General features: G+C 73.7%; 23 protein-coding genes and 1 pseudogene. 17 read left to right on the top strand and 7 right to left on the bottom strand.

Annotated features, from left to right (window positions below; all coding sequences use genetic code 11):
• Window positions 1-42: 42 nt before the first annotated feature.
• The 4 genes from E1287_RS06800 to E1287_RS06815 are packed head-to-tail and all read left to right on the top strand — an operon-like array spanning window position 43 to window position 3,908.
• Window positions 43-711: a TetR/AcrR family transcriptional regulator gene (locus E1287_RS06800; protein WP_131963970.1), complete on the top strand. Its 669-nt coding sequence runs from the start codon at window positions 43-45 to the stop codon at window positions 709-711.
• Window positions 708-1,616, top strand: coding sequence for an ABC transporter ATP-binding protein (locus E1287_RS06805; RefSeq protein WP_131963971.1), 909 nt, complete (start codon window positions 708-710; stop codon window positions 1,614-1,616). The genes E1287_RS06800 and E1287_RS06805 overlap by 4 nt, the downstream gene beginning before the upstream one ends.
• Window positions 1,613-3,268 carry an ABC transporter permease gene (locus tag E1287_RS06810; protein WP_131963972.1) on the top strand — a complete coding sequence of 552 codons (1,656 nt, stop codon included), beginning with the start codon at window positions 1,613-1,615 and terminating at the stop codon, window positions 3,266-3,268. The genes E1287_RS06805 and E1287_RS06810 overlap by 4 nt, the downstream gene beginning before the upstream one ends.
• Before the next feature lie 34 nt (window positions 3,269-3,302).
• Entirely contained in the window at window positions 3,303-3,908 is a 606-nt protein-coding gene (locus tag E1287_RS06815) for a TIGR00730 family Rossman fold protein (protein WP_207934066.1), read from the top strand.
• 21 nt (window positions 3,909-3,929) lie between these two features.
• Here E1287_RS06815 and E1287_RS06820 read toward each other — a convergent pair whose 3' ends face one another.
• A complete protein-coding gene (locus E1287_RS06820) occupies window positions 3,930-5,729 on the bottom strand; it encodes a thiamine pyrophosphate-requiring protein (protein WP_131963974.1) in 1,800 nt (599 codons plus the stop codon).
• A gap of 151 nt (window positions 5,730-5,880) precedes the next feature.
• On the opposite strand from E1287_RS06820, the gene E1287_RS06825 reads away from it, so the two are divergent.
• The 3 genes from E1287_RS06825 (at window position 5,881) to E1287_RS06835 (ending at window position 8,754) form a co-directional block, all read left to right on the top strand.
• The gene (locus E1287_RS06825) at window positions 5,881-6,300 is read left to right on the top strand and encodes a CBS domain-containing protein (RefSeq protein ID WP_131963975.1); all 420 of its coding nucleotides are present in this window, start codon (window positions 5,881-5,883) and stop codon (window positions 6,298-6,300) included.
• Window positions 6,301-6,369: 69 nt separating this feature from the next.
• Window positions 6,370-7,206, top strand: a complete 837-nt coding sequence (locus E1287_RS06830) for an inositol monophosphatase family protein (protein ID WP_131963976.1) — start codon at window positions 6,370-6,372, stop codon at window positions 7,204-7,206.
• 132 nt (window positions 7,207-7,338) lie between these two features.
• Window positions 7,339-8,754: an alkaline phosphatase PhoX gene (locus E1287_RS06835; protein WP_131963977.1), complete on the top strand. Its 1,416-nt coding sequence runs from the start codon at window positions 7,339-7,341 to the stop codon at window positions 8,752-8,754.
• Window positions 8,755-8,773: 19 nt separating this feature from the next.
• Here E1287_RS06835 and E1287_RS06840 read toward each other — a convergent pair whose 3' ends face one another.
• Window positions 8,774-9,091 (bottom strand): hypothetical protein, encoded by a 318-nt coding sequence (locus E1287_RS06840; RefSeq protein WP_131963978.1) that lies wholly within the window; start codon window positions 9,089-9,091, stop codon window positions 8,774-8,776.
• Between the two features lie 69 nt (window positions 9,092-9,160).
• On the opposite strand from E1287_RS06840, the gene E1287_RS45435 reads away from it, so the two are divergent.
• From E1287_RS45435 to E1287_RS06855, 3 genes are read left to right on the top strand one after another with little or no spacing between them, the layout of a single operon-like run.
• Window positions 9,161-9,664, top strand: a complete 504-nt coding sequence (locus E1287_RS45435) for a hypothetical protein (RefSeq protein WP_131963979.1) — start codon at window positions 9,161-9,163, stop codon at window positions 9,662-9,664.
• Entirely contained in the window at window positions 9,661-10,089 is a 429-nt protein-coding gene (locus E1287_RS45440; RefSeq protein ID WP_131963980.1) for an SRPBCC family protein, read from the top strand. Before E1287_RS45435 ends, E1287_RS45440 begins: the two co-directional genes overlap by 4 nt.
• 14 nt (window positions 10,090-10,103) lie before the next feature.
• Entirely contained in the window at window positions 10,104-10,679 is a 576-nt protein-coding gene (locus E1287_RS06855; RefSeq protein ID WP_131963981.1) for a DNA-3-methyladenine glycosylase I, read from the top strand.
• Between the two features lie 21 nt (window positions 10,680-10,700).
• Here E1287_RS06855 and E1287_RS06860 read toward each other — a convergent pair whose 3' ends face one another.
• The 3 genes from E1287_RS06860 to E1287_RS06870 form a co-directional block, all read right to left on the bottom strand.
• On the bottom strand, window positions 10,701-13,289 hold the full coding sequence (locus E1287_RS06860; RefSeq protein WP_131963982.1) for an FtsX-like permease family protein: 2,589 nt from the start codon (window positions 13,287-13,289) through the stop codon (window positions 10,701-10,703).
• A 7-nt stretch (window positions 13,290-13,296) separates the two neighbouring features.
• A complete protein-coding gene (locus E1287_RS06865) occupies window positions 13,297-14,061 on the bottom strand; it encodes an ABC transporter ATP-binding protein (protein WP_131963983.1) in 765 nt (254 codons plus the stop codon).
• Window positions 14,062-14,156: 95 nt separating this feature from the next.
• Complete coding sequence (locus E1287_RS06870) at window positions 14,157-14,942, bottom strand: enoyl-CoA hydratase-related protein (protein WP_131963984.1); 786 nt, start codon at window positions 14,940-14,942, stop codon at window positions 14,157-14,159.
• 180 nt (window positions 14,943-15,122) lie between these two features.
• Here E1287_RS06870 and E1287_RS06875 point away from each other — a divergent pair, with 180 nt between their 5' ends.
• The gene (locus E1287_RS06875; RefSeq protein WP_083946426.1) at window positions 15,123-15,290 is read left to right on the top strand and encodes a DUF3117 domain-containing protein; all 168 of its coding nucleotides are present in this window, start codon (window positions 15,123-15,125) and stop codon (window positions 15,288-15,290) included.
• Window positions 15,291-15,403: 113 nt separating this feature from the next.
• Window positions 15,404-16,879, top strand: coding sequence for a leucyl aminopeptidase (locus E1287_RS06880; protein WP_131963985.1), 1,476 nt, complete (start codon window positions 15,404-15,406; stop codon window positions 16,877-16,879).
• Here E1287_RS06880 and E1287_RS06885 read toward each other — a convergent pair whose 3' ends face one another.
• Both E1287_RS06885 and E1287_RS06890 read right to left on the bottom strand, forming a co-directional pair.
• On the bottom strand, window positions 16,880-17,491 hold the full coding sequence (locus E1287_RS06885; RefSeq protein WP_243718701.1) for a hypothetical protein: 612 nt from the start codon (window positions 17,489-17,491) through the stop codon (window positions 16,880-16,882).
• 4 nt (window positions 17,492-17,495) lie between these two features.
• Window positions 17,496-18,098, bottom strand: coding sequence for an O-methyltransferase (locus E1287_RS06890; RefSeq protein WP_131963986.1), 603 nt, complete (start codon window positions 18,096-18,098; stop codon window positions 17,496-17,498).
• Between the two features lie 251 nt (window positions 18,099-18,349).
• Here E1287_RS06890 and sigE point away from each other — a divergent pair.
• The 5 genes and pseudogenes from sigE to E1287_RS06915 form a co-directional block, all read left to right on the top strand.
• Window positions 18,350-18,955 (top strand): annotated as a pseudogene (sigE, locus tag E1287_RS06895) (RNA polymerase sigma factor SigE); the annotation flags it as partial.
• Between the two features lie 228 nt (window positions 18,956-19,183).
• Window positions 19,184-19,801, top strand: coding sequence for a zf-HC2 domain-containing protein (locus E1287_RS06900; protein WP_131963987.1), 618 nt, complete (start codon window positions 19,184-19,186; stop codon window positions 19,799-19,801).
• Window positions 19,798-20,898, top strand: coding sequence for a MucB/RseB C-terminal domain-containing protein (locus E1287_RS06905; RefSeq protein ID WP_131963988.1), 1,101 nt, complete (start codon window positions 19,798-19,800; stop codon window positions 20,896-20,898). The genes E1287_RS06900 and E1287_RS06905 overlap by 4 nt, the downstream gene beginning before the upstream one ends.
• Before the next feature lie 109 nt (window positions 20,899-21,007).
• The gene (locus E1287_RS06910; protein WP_131963989.1) at window positions 21,008-22,813 is read left to right on the top strand and encodes a trypsin-like peptidase domain-containing protein; all 1,806 of its coding nucleotides are present in this window, start codon (window positions 21,008-21,010) and stop codon (window positions 22,811-22,813) included.
• A 139-nt stretch (window positions 22,814-22,952) separates the two neighbouring features.
• Entirely contained in the window at window positions 22,953-23,303 is a 351-nt protein-coding gene (locus tag E1287_RS06915; RefSeq protein WP_131963990.1) for a sec-independent translocase, read from the top strand.
• The last annotated feature ends 42 nt before the right edge of the window (window positions 23,304-23,345 follow it).

Consider the following 23,345-nt stretch of genomic DNA (forward strand, 5'->3'; position numbering starts at 1 on the left):
TACATCGGTACAGCTTACTGAACGAATGTACAGGTGGTGGGGATGGCAGCCGGGGAACGGGCCGAGGACCTGACCGGACGGGCCCGTATCAGGGACGCCGCGCTGGAGCAGTTCGCCCTGCGGGGCGAGAGGGGCGCGACCGTCCGCGGAATCGCCAAGGCCGCCGGGGTCTCGCCCGCGCTGGTCCAGCACCACTACGGGACCAAGGAGGCGCTGCGCCGGGCCTGCGACGACTACGTCATGCAGGTCCTCACCGAGACCAAGAAGGACGCTCTCGCGGGAGGCATGGCCAGCCCCGGGTTCCTGGCGGTCGCCATGCGGACGGCCAGACCCGTCCAGCGGTACCTGGCGCGCGTCCTCACCGACGACTCCCCGGCCTCGCGCGCGCTGTTCGACGAGGCCGTCGCGTTCAGCGTGGACATGCTGGAAAAGGGAGCCCCCGGTCTCGCCAAGGCCAAGACCGACGATCTGCTCGCCTACTCGGCCGTCATGACCGCGATGAGCTTCGGCGTGATCGTCCTGCACGAACACCTGTCACGCGCGCTCGGCGGCGACGTCCTGATGGGCGACGGCTATCCCCGGATGTCCCTCGCCATGCTGGACGTCTTCGACGACAGGCTCCTGTCGCCGGAGCTGGTCGACCAAGCGCGCGCCGCCGTCAAGAGCATGCTCGCCTCCGGCGAGCAGTCACCCAACGAGGAGAACCGGTGACCGAGAAGACGCCCCCCGTCGAGATCCGCGGCCTGGTCAAGACCTTCGGCCAGACCCGCGCGCTGGACGGCCTGGACCTGACCGTCCGGCCGGGAGAGGTGCACGGCTTCCTGGGCCCGAACGGCGCGGGCAAGTCCACCACCATCAGGGTCCTGCTCGGCCTGCTGCGCGCGGACTCGGGCACGGCCCGGCTGCTCGGCGGCGACCCCTGGCGGGACGCGACCGAGCTGCACCGCCGCCTCGCCTACGTCCCCGGCGACGTGACCCTGTGGCCGAACCTGTCCGGCGGCGAGGTGATCGACCTGCTCGGCAGGATGCGCGGCGGGACGAACCCGCGCCGCCGGGCCGAGCTGCTGGAACGCTTCGAGTTGGACCCGCGCAAGAAGGGCCGCGCCTACTCCAAGGGCAACCGGCAGAAGGTCGGGCTCATCGCCGCGCTGGCGTCCGACGCCGAGCTGCTGCTGCTGGACGAGCCGACCTCCGGCCTGGACCCGCTCATGGAGGAGGTGTTCCAGGAGTGCATCCGCGAGGAGCGGCGCGACGGGCGGACCGTCCTGCTGTCCAGCCACATCCTGTCCGAGGTCGAGGCGCTGTGCGACCGGGTGACGATCATCCGCAACGGCGCGGCCGTGGAGTCCGGCACCCTGGACGAGCTGCGGCACCTGACCCGCACCTCGATCCACGCCGAGCTGGCCGCCCCGCCGGACGGCCTTCCGCTGCCCGGCGCCCATGACGTCCACATCGACGGCACCACGATCAAGTTCGAGGTCGACACGCCCCGGCTGGACGAGGCGCTGCGGCAGCTCACGGAGATCGGCGTCCGGAGCCTGACGAGCCGTCCGCCGACGCTCGAAGAGCTGTTCCTGCGTCACTACAAGGACGAGTTGGAAGAGGTCTCCAAATGAGCGGAGCGAACCGGGGGGTGCGGGGGGTCGTCCCCCCGCAAAGAGCACGGAGCGCGCTCGTCGGAACGGGCGGGCTGGTCCGGCTGATCCTGCGCCGCGACCGGTTCCTGCTCCCCGCCTGGGTGATCGTCCTCGCCCTCCTCCCGATGGGCTTCGTCGGGGCGACCGACAGCCTCTACCCGGAGGCCGCCGACCGGCTCAACTACGCGAACACGACCGGCACCAACCCGACGTTCCTCGCCCTCTACGGGCCGATGTACGACACCAGCCTCGGCAGCATCATCGCGCAGCGCTCCGGGTTCATCCCGGTCGTGGTCGGGATCATCAGCGCGCTGATGGTCGTCCGGCACACCCGCACCGAGGAGGAGGCCGGGCGCCGCGAGCTGCTCGGCGCCACCGTCACCGGGCGCGGCTCCGGCCTGGCCGCCGCGCTCATCGTGACGATGGCGGCGAACCTCGTCCTCGGCCTGCTGCTCGCCGCGGGCCTCACCTCCCAGGGCCTCCCGTTCGCCGGGTCGCTGGCCCTCGGGCTGCAGCTCGCCGCGGCCGGCTGCCTCTTCGCGGCCGTCGCGGGCGTCACGGCGCAGCTCAGCGAGGGTGCGGGCGCCGCCCGCGGGATCGCGCTCGCCGCGCTCGGCGTGGCGTTCGCCGTCCGGATGGCCGCCGACGTCGGCGGCGAGGGCAACGGCCTGTCGTGGCTGGGCTGGGTGTCGCCGTTCGGCTGGATCAACCGGCTGGAGGCCTTCGGCGGGGAACGCTGGTGGACGCTCGCGCTGGTCGCGGCGCTCATCGCCGTCCTGGTCGCCGCCGCCGCGGCGCTCCAGGCCCGCCGCGACGTGGGCGCCGGGATCCTGCCCCCGAGCCTCGGTCCGGCCGCCGCCGCGGAGCGGCTGTCGGGGCCGTTCGGGCTCGGCTGGCGGCTGCAGAGCCGTCCCCTGTACGGGTGGCTCGCCGGGTTCGTCGCGCTCGGCGTCGTCTACGGCGCGCTCGCCAAGGGCGTCCGGGGCATGGTCGAGGACAACCCCGACCTGGAGGAGATCTTCACCAGGATCGGCGGGCAGTCCGGGATCACGGACGCCTACTTCGCCTCGGTGATGAGCATGCTCGGCCTGATCGTCGCCGCCTACGCGGTGTCCGCCGCGCTGCGGCTGCGGACCGAGGAGTCCGGGCAGCGCGCCGAGCCGCTGCTCGCCACCGCGACCGGACGGCTGCGCTGGGCGTCCAGCCATCTGGTGTTCGCGCTGCTGGGGCCCGCCGTCGCGCTGGCCGTCGCCGGGACCGCCGCCGGGCTGACGCACGGCCTGAACGCAGGCGACGTCGGCGGCGAGCTGCCCCGCGTCCTCGGCGCGGCGATGGCGCAGCTCCCGGCCGTGTGGCTGGTCGCGGCGATCGCGCTCGCGCTGTTCGGCGTGGCGCCGAGGCTCGCCGCGGGCGGCGCCTGGGCGGCGGTCGGCCTGTTCGGGCTGCTCACCCTCTTCGGGGCGAGCCTCGACCTGAACCAGCGGGTGCTGGACGTCTCGCCGTTCGCCCACATCCCGAAGATCGGGCAGGACTTCGCCGTCATGCCGCTGGTCTGGCTGGCCGCGATCGCCGCCGTCCTGGCCGTCCTCGGCATGGCCGGGTTCCGCCGCAGGGACCTCGCCATGCACTGACCCCTCCGGCTCGGCGCCGGCCCGTAGGATTGGGCTGGTGACCTCTCCGAAACCCCTTGCCGTCTGCGTCTTCTGCTCGTCCAGCGGGACGATCGACCGCCGCTACGTCGACCTCGCGGCGCAGGCCGGAGCCGAGCTCGCCCGGCGCGGGCACAGCCTCGTCAGCGGCGGCGCCCAGGTCTCGTGCATGGGCGCCGTCGCCCGCGCCGCGCGGGCCGGCGGCGCCCGCACCGTCGGGGTGATCCCCGAGGGCCTGGTCAGCGTCGAGATCTCCGACGAGGACAACGACGAGCTGATCGTCACCCCCGACATGCGGACCCGCAAGGGCGAGATGGACCGCCGCAGCGACGCGTTCCTCGTCCTGCCCGGCGGCATCGGCACGCTGGAGGAGCTGTTCGAGGTGTGGACGGCCCGCGTCCTCGCCATGCACGCCAAGCCCGTCGTGATCCTCGACCCGACCGGCGTCTACGACCCGCTCCGCGAGCTGATGCGGGGCCTCACCGAGCAGGGCTTCGCCCGCGCGAAGATCTGGGACGCCATCGGCTGGACGGACTCCGTCCCCGAGGCGTTCGACCTGCTGGAGCGGTCCCAGCCCCGCATCGAATTCTCCCCGGAGGACTACGCCGAGACGCAACTCTGACGCTGGTCGGGCTTCCGGTGCTCAGTGCTTCCGGCCGGGCATGTTCTCGTACATCTCGGTGAGCTTCTGGCGGAAGCCGCGGGCCGCGATGCCGATCTTCTGCGGGTCCTTGACGCCCGCCTTGAAGGTCTTCTTGGCCTGGTCGGACATGATGTGCGGCGGGATCGGGGCGATCTGGTCGTCCACGACGAACTCCAGCACGACCGGACGGTCGCTGGCCAGGGCGTCCCGCCAGGCGTCGGTGACGCCCTCCGGGTCGTCGCAGTAGACGCCCTTGAGCCCGCACATCTCCGCGTACTCGGCGTACGGGAAGTCGGGGATCGACTGCGAGCCCTCGTACTTGGGGTCGCCGCCCATCGCGCGCTGCTCCCAGGTGACCTGGTTGAGGTCCTGGTTGTTGAACACGCAGAAGATCAGCGGGGCGCCGGCCATGCGCCCGGCGTACCGCTTGACCGTGAGCATCTCGTTCATGCCGTTCATCTGGAACGCGCCGTCCCCGACGAAGCAGATCACCGGACGGTCCGGGTGGGCGAACCGGGCGGCGATCGCGTACGGGACGCCCGGGCCCATCGTGGCGAGCGTCCCGGACAGGGACGCCCGCATGCCCTCGCGGAGCTTGAGGTGCCGGGCCCACCAGTTCGTCGCCGACCCGGAGTCGGCGGTGAGGATCGCGCCGTCCGGGAGCAGCGGGGACAGCTCCTGCGCCACCGCCTGCGGGTTGATCTTGCCGTCGAAGCTCTGCCCGGCCCGCTTCTCCAGGACGGCGTTCCAGGCGCGGACGTTCTCCTCGATGCCGTCGCGCCAGGCCCGGTCCTCCTTGCGCCGCAGGAGCGGGATCAGCTCCCTCAGGGTCTCCCCGGCGTCGCCGACGACGTGGGCGTCCATCGGGTAGCGGACGCCGATCATGCTGCCGTCGATGTCGATCTCCACGCCGCGGCAGGAGCCCTCGTCCGGCAGCCACTCGGCGTACGGGAAGCTGGTGCCGATCATGAACAGGGTGTCGCAGTTCATGATCATCTCATCGCTGGCCTTGGAGCCGAGCAGGCCGATCGGGCCGGTCACGAACGGCAGCGTGTCGGGGACGACCTCCCGTCCGAGCAGCGCCTTGGCGATGCCCGCGCCGAGCAGCTCCGCCGCCTCGACCACCTCGGCCTGCGCGCCCGCCGCGCCCTGCCCGACGAGCATCGCGACCTTCTCGCCCTCGTTGAGGATGTCCGCGGCCTTCCGCAGCTCGTCGGGATCGGGCAGGACGCGCGGCCGGCTCCAGCCGACGCTGGAGAACACCGAGCCGTGCTCCTTCGGCGGCGACGGCATCTCGTCCGCCTCCTGGACGTCCTCCGGGATGACGATCGTCGCGACGCCGCGCGTGGTCAGCGCCGTCTTGAACGCCCGGTCGATGACATGCCTGACCTGCCCGGGATGCATGACGATCTGGCAGTACTCGGACACGTCGGAGAACAGGTTCTCCAGCGCGATCTCCTGCTGGTAGCGGGTGCCCTGCGCGAGCCGCTTCTGCTGCCCGATGATCGCGACGACCGGCTGGTGGTCCAGCTTGGCGTCGTACAGGCCGTTCAGCAGGTGGATCGCGCCCGGCCCGGACGTCGCGACGCAGCAGCCGACCTCGCCGGTGAACTTGGCGTGCCCGACGGCCATGAACGCGGCCATCTCCTCGTGCCGCGTCTGGATGAACTCCGGCCTGCCTTTGGCCCGGTCGAAGGCGCCGAGCATGCCGTTGATGCCGTCGCCGGGATATCCGAAGACCCGCTCCACGCCCCACTCGGTCAGCCGCCGGAGGACGTGGTCGGCCACTTGCTGCGCCATCGCTCTCTCCTCAGTCGTGATCCCGGTACCCGCCCCCACGCTGCGCCGGATCCGGCCCAGAGACCCACTGCCCGTGTCGCGGGGCCTGTAACGCGCGGCCCGGCGGGTCCCGGGCCGCGTGCCCGCGCGCCCCTCGGATACCGTCGGAGGCGTGCGCGCCCGTGAACTCGCCGCCGAGTACCCCACCGTGACGCCGTCCGACAGCGCGATGGACGCCGCCCGCCTCCTCGCAGCTCAGGGCCTTCCGGGCCTCGTCGTGGACGGCAGGGGCCGCGCCGTGGCGGTGATCCCCGGTTCGCGGCTGCTGCGGCGGATCGTCCCGGCGCACGTCCGCGACGACCCTGCCCTCGCCCGCGTCTACGACGAGCGCCACGCCGACCGGCTCTGCGCCGGGCTCGCCGACCGGACCGTCGCCGACCACAACGCCACCGTCATGGAGATCGCCAGCGTCATGGCGGGCTCCCGCGGCCCCGTCGTCGCGGTCACCGACGACGAGCGGCGCCCGGAGGAGGGCGCGGTCCTCGGCGTGGTCACGGCCGCGCGCCTCCTGGAGCGCCTCCTGCCCTCCTGACCAGCGTCCTGCCCGACCCGCAAGCCGTCACCCGAGCCGTCACCCCGAGCCGTCATCCGAAGGAGCCGAATGAACGTCGACGTGCCCGCCTCGCGGGAGCTCGCCGCGATCGCCGAACTCGCCGCCCGCACGACCGGCGGTGAGCTGCGGACGGCGTTCCGCTCGCGTCCGGAGGTCGATGTCAAGAGCGACTTCCACGACCCGGTCACCGAGCACGACCGCGCGGCGGAGGAGACCATCCGGGAGGTGCTCGCCGAGCACACCCCCGGCAGCGTCGTCGTCGGGGAGGAGGGCGGCGCGCGCGGCGACTCCGCCGCCGAGATCCGCTGGTACGTGGACCCCATCGACGGGACGGCCAACTTCGCGGTCGGCCTGCCCTTCTGGTGCGTGTCGATCGCCGCCGTCGCGGGCGGCGAGCTGGTCGCGGGCGCCGTGTACGACCCGGTGCGCGACGACATGTTCACCGCGACCCTGGACGGCGCCACCTGCAACGGCGAGCCGCTCCGCAGCCGCGGCGCGACCCACGACGCGACCGCCGTGGCCGCCACGTCCTACCCCAGCCCGCACGACCTCGCCGGCGGTGACCGGGACGAGACGCTGCGGCGCTTCGGGCTGATGGTGGACGCGTTCGCCACCGTCCGCAGGCCGGGCAGCGCCGCGCTCACCCTCGCGCACATCGCCGCGGGCTGGACGGACGTCGCCTACGACTCGTCCATCAACGCCTGGGACATCGCCGCCGCGATGCTCCTGGTCAGGCAGGCCGGCGGGACGTACCTGCCGCTCGGCGGACGGCCCGGCGGCCACGACTGGGACGCCCCCGGATACCTGGCCTGCGTCGGCGGATTCGACCTCGCCGGCTCGGTCATGACCGAGATCACCGGGCTCGCCGGCGCCGGGACGCGGTAGCCGCAGCCCCCGCCCGAAGCCCGAAAACTGAAGATTGTCCTGGGGGTTTGCCATCCGGCCGGTGCTCGTTCACCACCGGTTAAGGGCCGGCGACCAGGCTCCCGCGTGATCCCCTCACGTGAAGGAGTGCCCATGTCCGTGACCCGTCGCGGAGTCGTCAAGGGCGGCGCGGCCGGTGCGCTGTCCATAGCCCTCGCCGGAAGCCTGGACGGAATCTTCCAGACCTCCGCGGGCGCCGACACCGGAGAGGCATACGGCTACGGCCCGCTCGTCCCCGATCCCAAGGGCGTCCTCGACCTGCCCAAGGGGTTCTCGTACAAGACGCTGTCGGTGGAAGGCGAGCCCATCTCGGACGGCGTCGTCGTCCCCGGCCACCACGACGGGACGGCCACGTTCCCCGCGCGCGGGGGCCACGACCACTTCCCGCACTGGCCCGACCATCCCGGATTCCCGGACTGGCCGAACTTCAGCAGCCAGGAACGCGCCCGCGAGCGCGGCAACGGCCGCCGGGGCCAGACGATCCTCGTCCGCAACCACGAGCAGAGCAACAACGGCACCCGCGCCGTCGCGCCGCCCGAGCTGACCTACGACCCGGCGGCCAACGGCGGCACCACCAACCTGCTGGTCGACCGCGACGGCGACCTGGTGTCGCAGTACGTCAGCCTCGCCGGGACGGCCGTGAACTGCGCGGGCGGCCGCACCCCCTGGGGGACGTGGCTGACCTGCGAGGAGACCGAGGGCTTCAAGGGCGAGACCAAGAGCCACGGCTGGGTCTTCGAGGTCGACCCGTACGGCAGGCGCACCAAGCCGGTCCCGCTGACCGGCCTCGGCCGGTTCGCGCACGAGGCCGTCGCCGTCGACCCGCACACCCTCACCGCCTACCTGACCGAGGACGCGTCCAAGCCGTTCGGGCTGTTCTACCGGTTCCGTCCCAAGGCCCACCGCGGCGGCTACCACGCCTACCTGAAGGGCGGGGAGCTGGAGGCGCTGAACGTGCCGGGCGTCCCGGACCTGTCGCTCGTCACCGAGCCCGGAACGAAGCTGCGGGCCCAGTGGGTGGACGTGCCGGACCCGTCCGCGAAGCAGACGTCCGTGCGCAAGCAGTTCGAGTCGATCACGCGGAGCCAGAAGCTCGAAGGCGCCTGGTGGGGGCACGGCAAGGCGTACTTCGTGGCCAGCTTCTCCAGCAAGGAGGACGGCGCCGCGGGCGACCACGCCGGGCAGGTCTGGACGTACGACCCGCGCCGCAACGAGATCCAGCTCCAGCTGATCTTCAAGCCGGGCGGCCGCTTCGACGGGCCGGACAACATCACGGTCTCCCCGTACGGCGGCGGCGTGATCCTGGCCGAGGACGGCGACGGCGAGCAGTTCCTCGTCGGCACCACGCGGCAGAACAAGCCGTTCGCGTTCGCCCGCAACGCCCTCAACGGCAGCGAGTTCGCCGGCGTCACGTTCTCGCCGGACGGCCGGATCCTGTTCGCCAGCCGCCAGTCCGACCCGGGCGCGACGTTCGCGATCTCGGGCCCCTGGCACCGCCTGCGCGGCTAGGGCCCGGCCGGGCCCGCGGTCAGGCGAGCCCGCGGCGGGCGGCGGAGGGGGGCCGGGTCCCCTGGATGGACGCCACCATGTCCAGGACCTGGCGGACGCCGTCCGCCTGCGACTCGGGGACGCGGAACAGCGCCGCGCCCAGCCACGCGTAGACGGACGCCGCGGCGAGCAGCCCGGGATCGGGCTCCCCGGCGTCCGTCTCCAGCGTGACGAGCACCATGTCCCCCGCGGCCGCGTGCCGCTCCACGCGGTCCGCCGGGGGAGCCGTGCCCGCGTCCACGGCCCCGTCCGGGACGGGCGCGTCCGATGCCAGGACCATCCGCTCTCGCACTTCCATGCCGCAAAGCGTGGCACGATCTGGGTTCGGGAAACGTCCTTCAGAGGGACGCGTGCAGATCGGAGCGTGATGGTTGTCCTGGTTCTCGTCCTGGCCGGCGTGGCCGTGCTGGGCGCCGTCGTCGTCCTCGCCATGGGCCGGGGCGGCGAGCTGGCCGAGACCCATCCGGACTATCCGCGGCTGCCGCTCGGCGCCGCCGGCCGTCCGATCACCGGCCCGGACGTCGCCCACATGCGGTTCCCGCGCACGTTCTGGGGCTACCAGCCGCAGGTGATGGACGAGGCGCTGCGCCGCGTCTCGAACGCGCTGTCCGAACGCGACGCCCGCGTAGCCCTCCTCGAACAGCAGCTCCACGACCTGCGCCACGGCGCGGGCTCGATCGGCGCCCTGCACGGCCTGGAGGAACCGCCCCCGAACGGCGCCCTGGACGAAACGGCCCCGAACGGCGCCCTGGAGGAACCGGCTCCGAGCGGCACCCTGGAGGAACCGGTCTCGAACGGCGCCCCGCCCTCGCTCGCCAAGGACGACACCGACGAGGAGCGCGTGAGCGGCGCGAAGGAGGACCGGCCGTGAGCAGCGTCGCCGTCCACGCGGAGGCGGTCTCGGCCGCGCCCGCCGACCGGGTCTTCGACGTCCTGACCGACTGGCCGCGGCACGCGGAGTGGATGCCGTTCACCAGCGCGGAGGGCGGCCACAAGGTCGGCGACGACCTCCAGGCCCGGACGGGCATCGGCCCGGTCGGGTTCCTCGACACGATGGTGATCACCGACTGGCAGCAGGGCCGGCGGGTCGCCGTCCGGCACACCGGGCGCGTGGTGCGCGGCGAGGCGTGGTTCAAGGTCGTCCCTGAGGGGGCGGGCAGCCGCGTCGTGTGGGCCGAACGCGTCGACCTGCCGCTCGGCCCGCTCGGCCGCGCCGGATGGCTCGTCGCCGGGCCGGTCGTGAAGGCGTTCATGCGCCTGGGGCTCCGCCGGTTGGCCGCTTTGTCGGAGGCGTGAGGTAGAACGGGCGGGTGAGTACCGCGATTCTGGGCGAGGACGGCCTGGCCCGCTGCCCCTGGGGCCTGTCGGCGCCCGACTACGTCGCCTACCACGACGAGGAGTGGGGCCGTCCCGTCCGCGACGACCAGGGCCTTTACGAGAAGCTGTGCCTGGAGGCGTTCCAGTCCGGGCTGTCGTGGCTGACGATCCTCCGCAAGCGCGAGGCGTTCCGGGCCGCCTTCCACGGGTTCGACCCCGAGAAGGTCGCCGCGTTCGGCCCCGGCGACGTCGAGCGCCTCATGGCGGACGCCTCGATCGTCCGCAACAGGGCGAAGATCGAGGCGTCGATCGCCAACGCCCGCGCCGCGCTCGACATCCCCGGCGGCCTGGCCGAGACGGCCTGGCGCTACGCCGACCCCGACGCCCCGGCGTACGCCGACACGTCCGACATGCCCGCGTACACCGACGGCTCGAAGGCCCTGTCCAAGGAGCTGAAGAAGCATGGCTTCCGCTTCCTCGGCCCCACCACCGTCTACGCCCTCATGCAAGCCTGCGGCCTCGTAGACGACCACCTGAGCGGCTGCCACCGCCGAGGCGCCTACAAGTAGGGCCGACGAGCATGAGCCGGCTCATTCGGCTTTGGCGGCTTCTAGGACGGGCACGTCGGCGGCGCGCCGGGCCGGGAGGGCGGACGTCGCCAGGGTGACGGCCGCCGCACCCGTGATGACCAGGGCGAACAGCCACCAGGGCGGGCTCGGCGCCAGGAACGAACTGCCCGTCCCGACATGCATCAGGAAGCCGGTGCCGAGCGCCGTGCCGAGCCCGAGGAGGGTGCCGAGCAGGACGACCGTGGCGGCCTCCCAGCGGACGACCGACCGGATCTGCGCCGCCGTGGCGCCGACGGCGCCGAGCAGGCCGAACTCCCGGGTCCGTTCGGAGACGCTCATCGACACCGTCGTGGCCATCCCGAACAGCGCCAGGACGAGCGCCATCCCGATGAACCCGTAGATGACCCTGATGCCGTTGGTCATCGCCTTCGCCGCCGTCTTGATGTATCCGGACTCGTCGAGCACCTGCGCGCCCGGCACGTCCGCGACCGCGCGGGTCAGGGCGTCCTTGGTGCCGCCCCGGACGAGGACGGCCTGCGTCCCCGCGCCCGGATCCAGCCGCTCCATCGTGACCGCGGACACCAGCGCCTGCTCGGCGAACAGGTGGGACGGGTCGTGGTAGGCCCCGGCGACGGTCAGCGCGACCTTCCCCCGGACGCCGCGCACCACGATCCGCTGCCCCTTCTTCAGCTTGTTCGCCTTCATGACCGTGGACGCGACGCCGATCTCGCCGGGGCGGAGCGGCCGCAGGCTCCCGCCGAGATCCAGGACGGACGGCAGCGCCGCCGGGTCGGCGCCGGTCACGTCCAGGAACACCGGCTCCGCGGGCTCCTCGGGCGACGGCCGTTTCGGCGGCGGGTCCACGAGCCGGACCCCGGTGCCGGTCAGCGCCATCGCGCGCGACACGCCGGGCGCGGCGGCGGCCTTCGCGACCGTGTCGCGGGGCAGCGGCGCCTGCCCGGACGACGTCTTCTCCGTCGCGGCGATCGCGTGCTCGGCCAGCATCACCTCCTTCCCGGCCTCGTCGAAGCGGGCGTTCACCGACAGGACGAGCAGCGCCGTGGCGGACACGAGCGCGACGCCGAGCATGAGCGAGGACGCGGCCGACGACACCCGCCGGGGGCTGCGGGTGATGGTGGCGCGGGCGAGCCGTCCGGCCTCGCCGCTCACCGCGGTGCCGATCCGTCCGACCAGGCCCCCGAGCGGGCCGACGAAGAACGGGGCGAGGACGGCGAGCCCCGACACCGCCGTCATGGACCCCATCAGGATCATGATGCAGACGCCGACCGTGCGCTCCATGCCCGGCGGCTCCTCGGACCGGATCGCGAACACCAGCCCGTAGAACATGCCCGCCAGGCCGAGGACGGCGAGCGCGCCGATGATCCGGGGCCAGCGGCGTCCGGCCGAGTCGGTGCTCGCGGCGCGCAGGGCCTGCATGGGCGCGATCCGGGAGGCCCGGCGGGCGGCGCGCCAGGCGGCGAGCTGGGTCACGAGGATCCCGGCGAGGGCGGGCGCGGTGAGGGCGATCCAGCCGAAGTCGGCGTCGGCGACGGAGATGTCGAAGCCGTCCTTGGCGAACAGGTTGGTGAGCAGGCCCGACACCGGGTAGCCGACCAGCACGCCGCCGAGGGACGCGACGATCCCCAGCGCGAGCGCCTCCAGCCGGATCAGGCGCTTGATCTGGCGGGGCGTGGCGCCGATCGCGCTGAGCAGCGCGAGCCGGCGGGTGCGCTGCCGCACCAGCATGCCGAACGTGTTGGCGACGACGAACAGCCCCACGAACACGGCGAGGGACGCCAGCATGCCCAGCGAGCCGCCGACCGAGACGCCCGCGGAGTCCAGGGTGGCGGACTGCGCGTCCCGCACCCCGGCGGCGGTCCGGACGGTCACGTCCTCGCCGCGCAGGTCACGGGCCAGATCGGCGCGCAGCTCCGCCGCCGTGACGCCGGGCGCGGCCTTGACCCACACGCCCTGCCACGTCCCGGGCGGCAGTTCGGCCGCCCGCCGGACGGTCTCCGGCGGCGCCAGCAGCAGGTCGCCGCTCGCCACGGCGCTGCGCCCCTGCACGGTGACGATCCCGACGATCTTCATCGGGCGGGTCTGCTTCGGCAGTGTCGTCCGCATCGAGTCGCCGACGCCGAGCTTCCCGGCGCGGGCGACGTGGCGGGTGACGGCGACCTCGCCGTCGGCGGCGGGGGCGCGCCCGTCCTCCAGGCGGTAGGGGTTGAGCCGGTGATCGGGCGTCCACGGCCGGAGCATGGTCGACGCCCCCGCCGGAGGCAGGATGATCTTGCCGTCGGCGCCGGTGGCGGTCACCGGGACGGTCGCGTCCCCGGCCACCGCCGCCACGCCGGGCCGTCCGGCGACCCTGTCCAGCGGCACCTGCCCATCCGGGACGGCGTAGATGTCGCCGGGGTCGGTCGTCCCGCCGAGCACCAGCACGTCCGCGCGGGCGTACTCGCTGGCGTCGGTGCCCGCCACCGCCTCCTGCGCCCGGAAGGTGAACTGCAGCGACCCGGCGATCAGCCCGATCGCGAACGTCGCCGCCAGCAGCGTGGCGGTCAGCTGCTTCCAGCCGCCGGTGAACGAGCGGCGCGCGATGAGCCACATGGCGCGCTCAGCCCTCCATCCGCCGCATGGCGGCGTGGACCTGGTCGATGGTGGGGGAGTGCAGCTCGTAGACGATCATCCCGTCGGCGAGGAACAGCACCCGGTCGGCGTGCGCGGCGGCCAGCGGGTCGTGCGTCACCATGATCACCGTCTGCCGGTAGGCGTCCACGGCGGTGCGCAGGAACCCCAGCACCTCGGCGCCCGATCGCGAGTCCAGGTTGCCGGTCGGCTCGTCCGCGAACAGCACCTCGGGCCGGGTCAGCAGCGCCCGCGCCACCGCGACCCGCTGCTGCTGCCCGCCCGACAGCTCGCTCGGACGGTGTCCCAGCCGCTCCCGCAGGCCCAGCGCGTCCACGATCGTGTCGAACCACTGCCGGTCCGCGCGCCGGTTCCCGAGCCGCCCGGTGAGCCGGATGTTCTCCTCCGCCGTCAGCATCGGCAGCAGGTTGAACGACTGGAACACGAAGCCGAGCCGGTCGCGGCGGAGCTTGGTCAGCGCCGTCCGGGACAGCGTGGTGATGTCCACGTCGCCGATCAGCACGGAGCCGGACGTCACCGCGTCCAGCCCGGCCATGCAGTGCAGGAACGTCGACTTCCCGGACCCGGACGGTCCCATGATCGCGGTGAACCGGCCGCGGGGGAACGCCGCCGAGACGCCGCGCAGCGCGGTCACCGCGCCGTCGCCCGTCCCGTAGGACTTCACCACGTCGCGGGCCACGGCGACATGGTCGTGGACCTGCCCGGCCGGAGGTACGGCGGTTGTCTGGATCATGCCGTCCAGGAAACCGCCGGAGACCCCTCCGGCGCAGTGACGCCCACTCCCGAGCCTCCGGTGGGGACAGCCCCACTACGGCTGGGGAGGAGCCCTCAGCGGCCCTCGAAGGCGGGCTGCTCCTTCTTCAGGAACGCCTCGGTCGCGTTGCGGTGGTCGCTGGTCTTCTCGCACTCGTCCTGCAGCTCCGCCTCGCGTTCGAGCGCGGACGCCAGGTCGTGCGTTGCCGCGAAGTCGAGCGCCGCCTTGACCGCGCCGTAGGAGACCGTCGGGCCCGCGGCGAGGCGGCGGGCCAGCTCCACCGACGCGGGGGCCAGCTCGTCCGCCGGGACGACCCGGTTCACCAGGCCCAGCTCCAGCGCCGCCTCAGCCTTGACCGGCTCGCCCAGCAACAGCAGCTCGGCGGCCTTGGCGCGGCCGACGAGCCGCTGCAGCGTCCACGACATGCCGCTGTCCGGCGCGAGGCCGATCCCGGTGAACGCGGTCGCGAACCGGGCCTTGTCGGACGCGACGATCAGGTCGCACGCGAACGCCAGCGACGCGCCCGCGCCCGCCGCCACGCCGTTCACGGCCGCGACCACCGGCTTCCGCATCCCCGCCAGCGCCAGCACGATCGGGTTGTAGTGCCTGCGGACGGTGTCGTCCAGCCCCTTCCCGGCGGCGAGGTTGTCGCCGTGCTCGCGCAGGTCCTGCCCGGCGCAGAACGCCCGGCCCGCGCCCGTGAGGACCACCGCGCGGGCGGCGGGGTCGGCGGCGGCGCGGACCACCGTCGCGCGCAGCAGTTCCTTCATCTCGACCGTCAGCGAGTTCATCCCGTCCGGACGGTTGAGCGTGATCGTCCCCACACCGTCGGTCAGGTCGTATAGCACGGTCTCAGCCATGGTCGTCCCCTCCGTCAAGCCGTCCGCCGATCCTCTCATCTTCCGATCTGGAGGCTGATCGTTACCACTTCGCGCCCGGAAGACGAGATAATGGACCACTACTGATGACGCGGATGCGACACGCGGCCACGCGGCCAACGGTGTGCGAAGGCCGCGGCCCTACGCAGGAAGGGGATACGCATGGCGGCGATGAAGCCGCGGACGGGAGACGGTCCGCTCGAAGTGACCAAGGAGGGACGCGGAATCGTCATGCGGGTCCCATTGGAAGGCGGCGGACGTCTCGTGGTCGAGCTGTCCGCCGACGAGGCCAAGGAGCTCGGCGAGGCCCTCAAGGGCGTCGTGGGCTGACGGCTCAGCCGTTCCCGGCTTGTTGGTGACGGTCCCGGCGGGGTATCGCCGGGGCCCTTGCCATTCCCGCACCGGAAAACACCCGACCGAAAGAACCTGGGGGAATCTCCGCCATGCCCATCGAGACCCGCGTCCACGCCGCCGGCGGCACCGTGTCGCAGACCGCGGTCGACATCGGCGCGGAGGTCGTGGCGGTGCCGGTCGGGTCCGGGCCGGCGGCGCCGGCCGCGGAGGTGGCGCGGTCGCTGCCGTTCACGCTGGACGAGCTGCTGGAACTCCACCGGGCCAAGGGGGAGCCCGGCGAGATCACGGCCACCCAGGTCCGGCTCGGCGACCGGATGCGGGAACTGCTGCTGTACGGGGTGGGCGACGCGGCCCCGGCCGACCTGCGCAAGGCCGGCGCCGCACTGGCCCGCCGCGGCAAGGGCCGCGCCGCGCTCGTCGCGGGCGTGCCCGCCGGTGACCTGGCCGCGTTCGTCGAGGGCGCGCTGCTCGCCGCCTACGAGTTCAAGATCGGCGCCGCGCCCGCGAAGAAGGCGCTCGGCACGCTCGCCGTCCTCACCGAGGCCGGTCCCGGCTCGGACGCGCCCGCGATCGAGCGGGGCACGGCGCGGGCCCACGCCGCCGCGCTGGCCCGCGACCTCGCCAACACCCCGTCCCGCGAGAAGGACCCGTCGTGGCTCGCCGCGCAGGCCGAACAGGTCGCCGCCGACGCGGGCCTCACCGTCCGCGTGCGCGGCGAGAAAGAGCTGGTGGACGAGGGCTTCGGCGGCCTGGTCGCGGTCGGCGGAGGGTCGTCGCGCCCGCCCCGGCTGATCGAGCTTTCCTACGTTCCGGACGGCGGGCCCGCCGAGCGGCATGTCGTCCTCGTCGGCAAGGGCATCACGTTCGACAGCGGCGGCCTGTCCCTCAAGCCGAACGAGGGCATGAAGACGATGAAGACCGACATGGCGGGCGGCGCGGCCGTCATCGCCGCGATGAGCGCGCTGCGCGGCCTCGGTGTCCGCGCCCGCGTCACCGGGCTGGTCGCCGCCGCGGAGAACATGCCGTCCGGGTCGGCCATGCGGCCCGGCGACGTGATCGCCCACTACGGCGGGACGACGTCGGAGGTGCTGAACACCGACGCCGAGGGACGGCTCGTCCTCGCCGACGCGCTCGCCTACGCCGACGCCGCGCTCGCCCCCGACGTGATCGTGGACGTGGCGACGCTGACCGGCGCGGCGAAGGTCGCGCTGGGCCTGCGGCACGCGGCGCTGTTCGCCGGCGACGACGCCCTCGCCGCCGCGCTCACCGAGGCCGGAACCGCGGCGGGGGAGCCGGTGTGGCGGCTGCCGCTCGTCGACGACTACCGCGCCGCGATCGACTCCGACGTCGCCGACATCAACAACATCGGGCGCGGCGGCTACGGCGGCGGCTCCATCACGGCGGCGCTGTTCCTGCGCGAGTTCGTCGGCGACCGTCCCTGGGCGCACCTCGACATCGCCGGGCCCGGGCGCTCCACGTCCGACGACGCCGAGCTCACGCGCGGCGCCACCGGCTTCGGCACCCGCCTGCTCCTCACCTGGCTGACCACCGGACTGACCGCCTGATCACTTGGTGCGGCGGTCGATCACTGGGACCTGGCGGTAGCGCCTCGCCTGCTTGACGATCTGCGGGAGCGTCGCGTCCCAGTCCGAGTGCACCGCGAACGACCACGGGACGGCCTCCGCCGTGGACGGCACGTCCCGCAGCGTCAGCGCCACCAGCCGCGGCCGTTCCGACGTCCGCGCCATCTCCGCCAGCTCGGGGGACGGCAGGAACACCAGGTAGTCCAGCTCGCCCCGGCGGGTTCCGGCGGCGCCGCGCCGCAGCGCCGCGATCGCCGCGACGTCCGGCCAGGGCAGCGCCCGCCCGGCCCGGCGGGGCAGCGGCCAGCGCGCCGGGCGCCGCACCCCGCCGCCGTCGAACTCCAGGACGGGACGCCGCGCCAGCATCCCCCCGGCCGACGCGAGCAGCCCCGCGCCGAACAGCCCGAGCCCCGCCACACCCAGGATCATGATCGTGACGCTCGCCGCCCCGGCGCCGCGCATCGCGCCGCCCGCGATGAACGCCACCGACGCGAGGAACATGATCAGGAAAGCGATGAGCCGCCACATCCCCCGCCACGTCACCCGTTGCCGCACCGCGAACGCCTCGCCGGCGGCGGCCTCCGCCTCGCCCACCCGGCTAGTCGCGCTTCACCGCGCAGAGCAGGCCGTCGCCGACCGGGACCAGCAGCGGGACGAGCCGGTCGTCCTCGCGGATCATCCGGTGCACCTCGCGGATCGCCTCGGTCTCCGGGTCGCGCCGGGCGGAGTCGGCGACCCGGCCGCCCCACAGGGCGTTGTCGAACGCGACGACGCCGCCGGGCCGCAGCAGCCGCAGCGCGCCCGTCAGGTAGTCGGGGTACTCGCGCTTCTGCGCGTCGCAGAACACCATGTCGTACGCGCCGTCGGTGAGCCGCGGCAGCACCTCCAGCGCGGGCCCGATGATCATCCGGGTGCGGAAGGAGCCGAGGCCCGCCTCCGCGTACGCCTGCTTGGCCAGCCGCTGGTGCTCGGGATCGATGTCCACGCTCGTCAGCACCGCGTCCTTCGGCATGCCGCGCATCAGCCACACGCCGGACACGCCGCAGCCGGAGCCGATCTCCACGACCGTCCGCGCGCCGATCAGCGTCGCGAGGAAGCGCAGCGCCGCCCCGCCCGCCGGGCCGATCGGCGTCGCGCCGATCTCTTCGCCGCGGCGCCTGGCGTCCAGGAGCGGCTCGTCTTCGGGGAGGAAATCCTCCACATAGGCCAGTGTGGCCTGGTCGGCGTCGATGGCTGCCTCCTCGCGGGACCCCCGCCTGGCTCATGCTGGAAAGACCATATCGCTGACAGGGAACCGACTGGAGTTTCAGCGCGTTGTAACCAGAGCAGGAACCCGTCATGCGCGGGTTGAACCCACGAGAACCCAGTCGGTCCAGAACCGCCCCAGCCCAGGCGAGACCGTGCCGTTCCAAGGCGAGACCTTGGCTCACGAGAGAGGAACAGCCCGGCACCATGGGAGTCGCAGCACTCAGTTTCAGAAGCGCTGTGGGGGTCGGCCCCGGGCAGGGGCTAGGTAGCGTCGCGGGCACTCGCGAGAACGCCCCCGAGGCCGAGTGGGCGCCGCCGTCCTGGGACGAGGTCGTCCGCGAGCACTCCGCGCGCGTCTACCGGCTCGCGTACCGGCTGACCGGCAACCAGCACGACGCGGAAGACCTCACGCAGGAGGTCTTCGTCCGCGTGTTCCGTTCCCTGTCGAACTACACGCCGGGGACGTTCGAGGGCTGGCTGCACCGGATCACCACGAACCTGTTCCTCGACATGGCGCGCCGCCGCCAGCGGATCCGCTTCGAGGGGCTCGCCGACGACGCCGCCGAACGCCTCCAGGGCCGGGAGCCGACCCCGGCGCAGGCGTTCGACGACAGCAACTTCGACGCCGACGTCCAGGCCGCGCTCGACGCGCTGGCCCCCGAGTACCGCGCGGCCGTGGTGCTGTGCGATATCGAGGGCCTGTCGTACGAGGAGATCTCCGCGACGCTCGGCGTCAAGCTGGGGACCGTCCGCAGCCGCATCCACCGGGGCCGCGCGCAGCTGCGCGCCGCGCTGGAGCACCGCGCGCCGACGCGGCGCCGGCCCGGCACGCGGAACGAGTTCCAGCCCGCGGACGCCCTGCTCATGGAAGCCGCGGAGCTCGACGGCGCGGACGTGGACGACAGGGGGACCGCCGACGACGAGGACCCGGCCCTGCACGCGGCAGGCGGCCGGTCCCAGCCGGAGGGCGTGTAAAGCTGTGCTCGCCGCGCGGTGACGGGACCGCGCGGATGACAGAACGGGAAAGACGGAGGCCGCGTGAGTTGTCTGGGGGAGCGTCTGACCGCTCTGGTCGACGGCGAGCTGGGACATGAGGAGCGCGACCGCGCCCTCGCCCACCTCGCGTGCTGCGACCATTGCAGGGACGAGATCGCCTCGCTGCGCAAGCTCAAGGGCCGGCTGCGGGGGCTGGACGAGACCGGCGAGCTTCCGTCCCCCGACTTCCTGATCCGGCTCCGCACCCTGCCCGCCGCCGCCGGCTCGCCCGCGCCCGGCGACGTCCCGCTGGAGCCAGCGGGCCCGGCGGCCGAGCCGCTCGCCGCGGCACAGCACACCGCCCGGCCGATCCGGTCGGCGACCCGCCTGAGCAGGCAGCCGTCCGGCGCACGCCCGCGCGACAATCGTCCCGCCGGACGCGGCGCCGCCGCCGCGCTGGCCGTCCAGCCCCGGCGCCGCTACCTGGTCATGGGCGCCGCGACCCTGTTCCTCGGCCTCGGCGGCGCTTCGTACGTCGTCGGCGGCGGCGAGGACCCGCCGACCGTCACCCCGGCGTTCGACCGCTACGCCGTCCAGCACGCGCTGACCTCCGGGGACGCGCCGATGACCGACCCGCTCACCGACCCGGTCAACCAGGTCCAGGTCTCCCCGGGGCCGTGATCGCGAAGACCGTGACCCGCCCGGGACGGCGCAGATCCGTCCTGGTCTGCGGGCTGGCGGGCGCGCTCGCCCTGGTCGCGGCGCTCGCCGGCGACCCGGCCGCGACCCGGCGCGTCCGCAGCGACCCGGGCGCGGTGGGCCTGCTGCGCGCCGCCGCCGACGCCGCCCGCCGCGTCCCGTTCGAGGGCCGGCGGTTCCTGACGACGTGGAACCGCAGCCGGTCCAGCACGTCCCGCGTCATGGTGTCCCACACGCCGGGCGACGGCGTCCGCTACCGGTACGGGACGGGCGCCGGGGACGAGTACCGTCCCGACGCCGGCGCCGGCGACCTCACGGGCTTCACCGCGGAGACGCTCGAGCTGCTGACGCGCAACTACTCGGTGGTCCGCGCGGCCGACTCGGCCGTCTGCGGCCGTCCCGCCCGCGTCGTCGAGGCCCGCCGCCACGACGGCAGCCCCGCCGGACGGTTCTGGATCGACTCCGAGACCGGGCTGATGCTGCACCGCGAGCTGATCGACGCCACCGGACGCCGCGTCGTCGCCGCCGGGTTCAGCGAGATCAGCTACGCCGCGCCGGCGAAGGTGCCCGCGGCCTACGGCATCGGCGTCCCCCGCGGCGGGGCCGCGCGCTTCCCCTCCTCGGGCGGGCAGGGCGCCGCGGCCGTGTGGAGCGACCGGCTGGACCGCGCCGACCTCGCCGACCTTCGCGAGCGCGGCTGGCACGTGCCGAAGGCCCTGCCGGGGCGCCTCACCCTCCACGACGCGCGCCGCGACGCGGTCGGCGGCGCCGTCCACCTCAGCTACTCCGACGGCCTCGCCGCCGTCTCGGTGTTCGTGCAGCGCGGCACGATCGACGAGCGGGGCCTGTCCGGCTGGCGCAAGACCGTGCAGCGCGGCCGGACGATCTTCCACCGCGAGTCCCTGCGCCGCTGGGCCGTCTCCGCGGGCGACGGCTACGTGTACACGGTCCTGACCGACGCCCCGCAGAGCACCGCCGACGCGGTGGCCGCGAACCTGCCTCGCGACACCACCTCGTTCTGGACGCGCGTTTCCCGCGGCGCCCGCCGCCTCGCCGCGGTCGCGAACCCCTTCGACTGAATGATCGACTTGGCGGAGCGCCGCGCCCGGAGGTCTTATGCTCGCCACATGCCGGGCCGGGCACCATGAGCACAGATGACGAGAACCATGCTCGGTAGGAGAGATGGGGATGACGGAAGACAACCGCGGGCCGGTCAGGGCGCCGTCGGACGACGAGGACGTCGTCCCCGGCCAGGAGCCTGAACGGCAGGAGGCGGCGGCTCCTCCCGAGACGGTGACCGACCAGGAGATCCCCGTGGAGCCGCCGGTCGACACGCCGCCGGACCAGGACGCCGGGGCCCCGGCCCCGGACGCGTCCGACGACGACCCGGAGCCCGAGCCGGAGCCCGGCAACGACCCGGAGCCCGGCAACGGCGACCGGCTCGTCGCGGGCGGCTTCGCGCCGCCGGACTCGCTCGGCGACCCGCCCGACACCAGCGAGGACGTCCTCTCCCGCGGCGGCCCGTCCGACATGGGGCCGCAGGAGGTCCCGCTGCAGGACGCCCCGCCGCGCGACATGCCGCAGCCGCCGCCCGTCCCGCTCGACAAGCCCATCGCCGACACGCCCGACGACCACGGGCGGCCCGGGTTCGTCCCCTACGACCAGGACCCGAGGGCCGCGCAGGGCAGGCCGCCGTACGGCGGCGGCTGGCCGCAGCAGTCCCATCAGGGCCCGCCGCCCCCGCCCGGGGCGGGCAGGCCGCCGATGGGTCCGCCGCCCGCGCCGATGGGCCCGCCGCCCGGCGGCCCCCGCCCGATGGGCGGTTTCGGGATGCCGCCCGGAGGGGGCCCGAACTGGGCGCCCGTCCCGGCGCTCCCGTCGTCCTCGCGCGGCGGTCCGGGCCTCGGCCTCTTCGCGATCGTCGCGCTGATCATCGCGCTGGTGGCGGGCGCGGTCGGCGCCGGGGTCGGCGTGATCGCGACCGACGACGGCGACGACGGCGGCTCGGTCAGCCTCGGCGGCGGCAGCGACAGCGGCGAGGGCCAGGTGCAGGCCCGCCCGCCGGACTCGGTCGCGGGCGTGGCGCAGCGCGTGCTGCCCAGCGTCGTGAGCATCCGCGTGCCGTCCGCGCAAGGCGAGGTCGGCGGCACCGGCTTCATCGTCAACGGCGGCTACGTGATCACCAACAACCATGTGGTGGCGAACGGCGGCGGGCAGGTCCAGATCGTCTTCAACGACAAGAAGATGCTGCCCGCGACGGTGAAGGGCGCCGACGCGAGCTCGGACGTCGCCGTCCTCAAACCCGAGGGCCAGCACTCGCTGCCCGCGCTCGCCGTCGGCGACTCCAGCAAGATCGCCGTCGGCGACCCGGTGATCGCGATCGGCTCCCCGCTCGGCCTGCAGGGCTCGGTGACCACAGGCATCGTCAGCTCGCTGAACCGCGCAGTGCCCACGCAGGGCGAGGGCGGCGGCGACGCGTCCTTCCTCAACGCGATCCAGACCGACGCGGCGATCAACCCCGGCAACTCGGGCGGCCCGCTGGTGGACGCGAAGGGCCGCGTGATCGGCATCAACACCGCGATCGCCACGGTCGGCGGCGGGGGCCTCGGCGGCGAGCAGCAGAGCGGCAGCATCGGCCTCGGCTTCGCGATCCCGATCAACCAGGGCAAGCGGGTCGCCGAGGAGATCATCAGGTCGGGCAGCGTGCGCCAGGCCAAGCTCGGCGTGCTCCCCGACCCGCGCTTCCAGGAGGGCGGCGCCCGGATCATGCCGCAGGCCGTCAACGGGCAGGACCCGGTGACCAAGGGCGGCCCGGCCGACAAGGCGGGCCTGAAGCCCGGCGACGTGATCACCTCGCTGGACGGCAAGCCGATCGAGGACGCCACCGACCTGATCGCGCAGATCCGCAGCCGCGCGCCCGGCGACAAGGTCAAGGTCACCTACCGCCGCGACGGCCGCGAGAGCACGGTCGAGGTGACGCTCGGCTCCGACTGATCCCTAGGGCGGCCGATCCCGGCAGGGTGACGCCGATCTTGGCAGGGATGTTCAGGTCCGGTTCATCCGGGCTCGGGATACGCTGGGGGGACCGGTCCGCCGCAGGGCCGGCCCCCTTCGGCGGCGTGTGGAGGACGGGTTGTTCGACGTCGGACTCGGTGAGATGGCGGTGCTCGTCGTCCTCGCCCTGGTGATCTTCGGGGACAAGCTGCCCCAGGTCGCCGGGCAGGCGGGCCGCATGCTGCGGCAGTTCCGCCAGATGGCCAACTCCGCCAAGGCGGACCTGCAGGAGGGCCTCGGGCCGGAGTTCAAGGACTTCGACATCGCCGACCTCAACCCGAAGACGTTCGTCCGCAAGCACCTTCTCGAAGACGACGACGACTTCCCGAACGGCAAGGACGGCCTGTCCGACGACGAGCCGGCGATGGTCCCGGCGGGCGGGGAACTCGCCTACGGCGAGCGCCCGCCCTTCGACTCCGAGGCGACCTGACCCCTGGACCGAACCTCAGCCGGGGTCACGGGCCGGGGGTCC

Source organism: Actinomadura sp. KC06, from assembly GCF_004348735.1.
GTDB lineage: Bacteria > Actinomycetota > Actinomycetes > Streptosporangiales > Streptosporangiaceae > Spirillospora.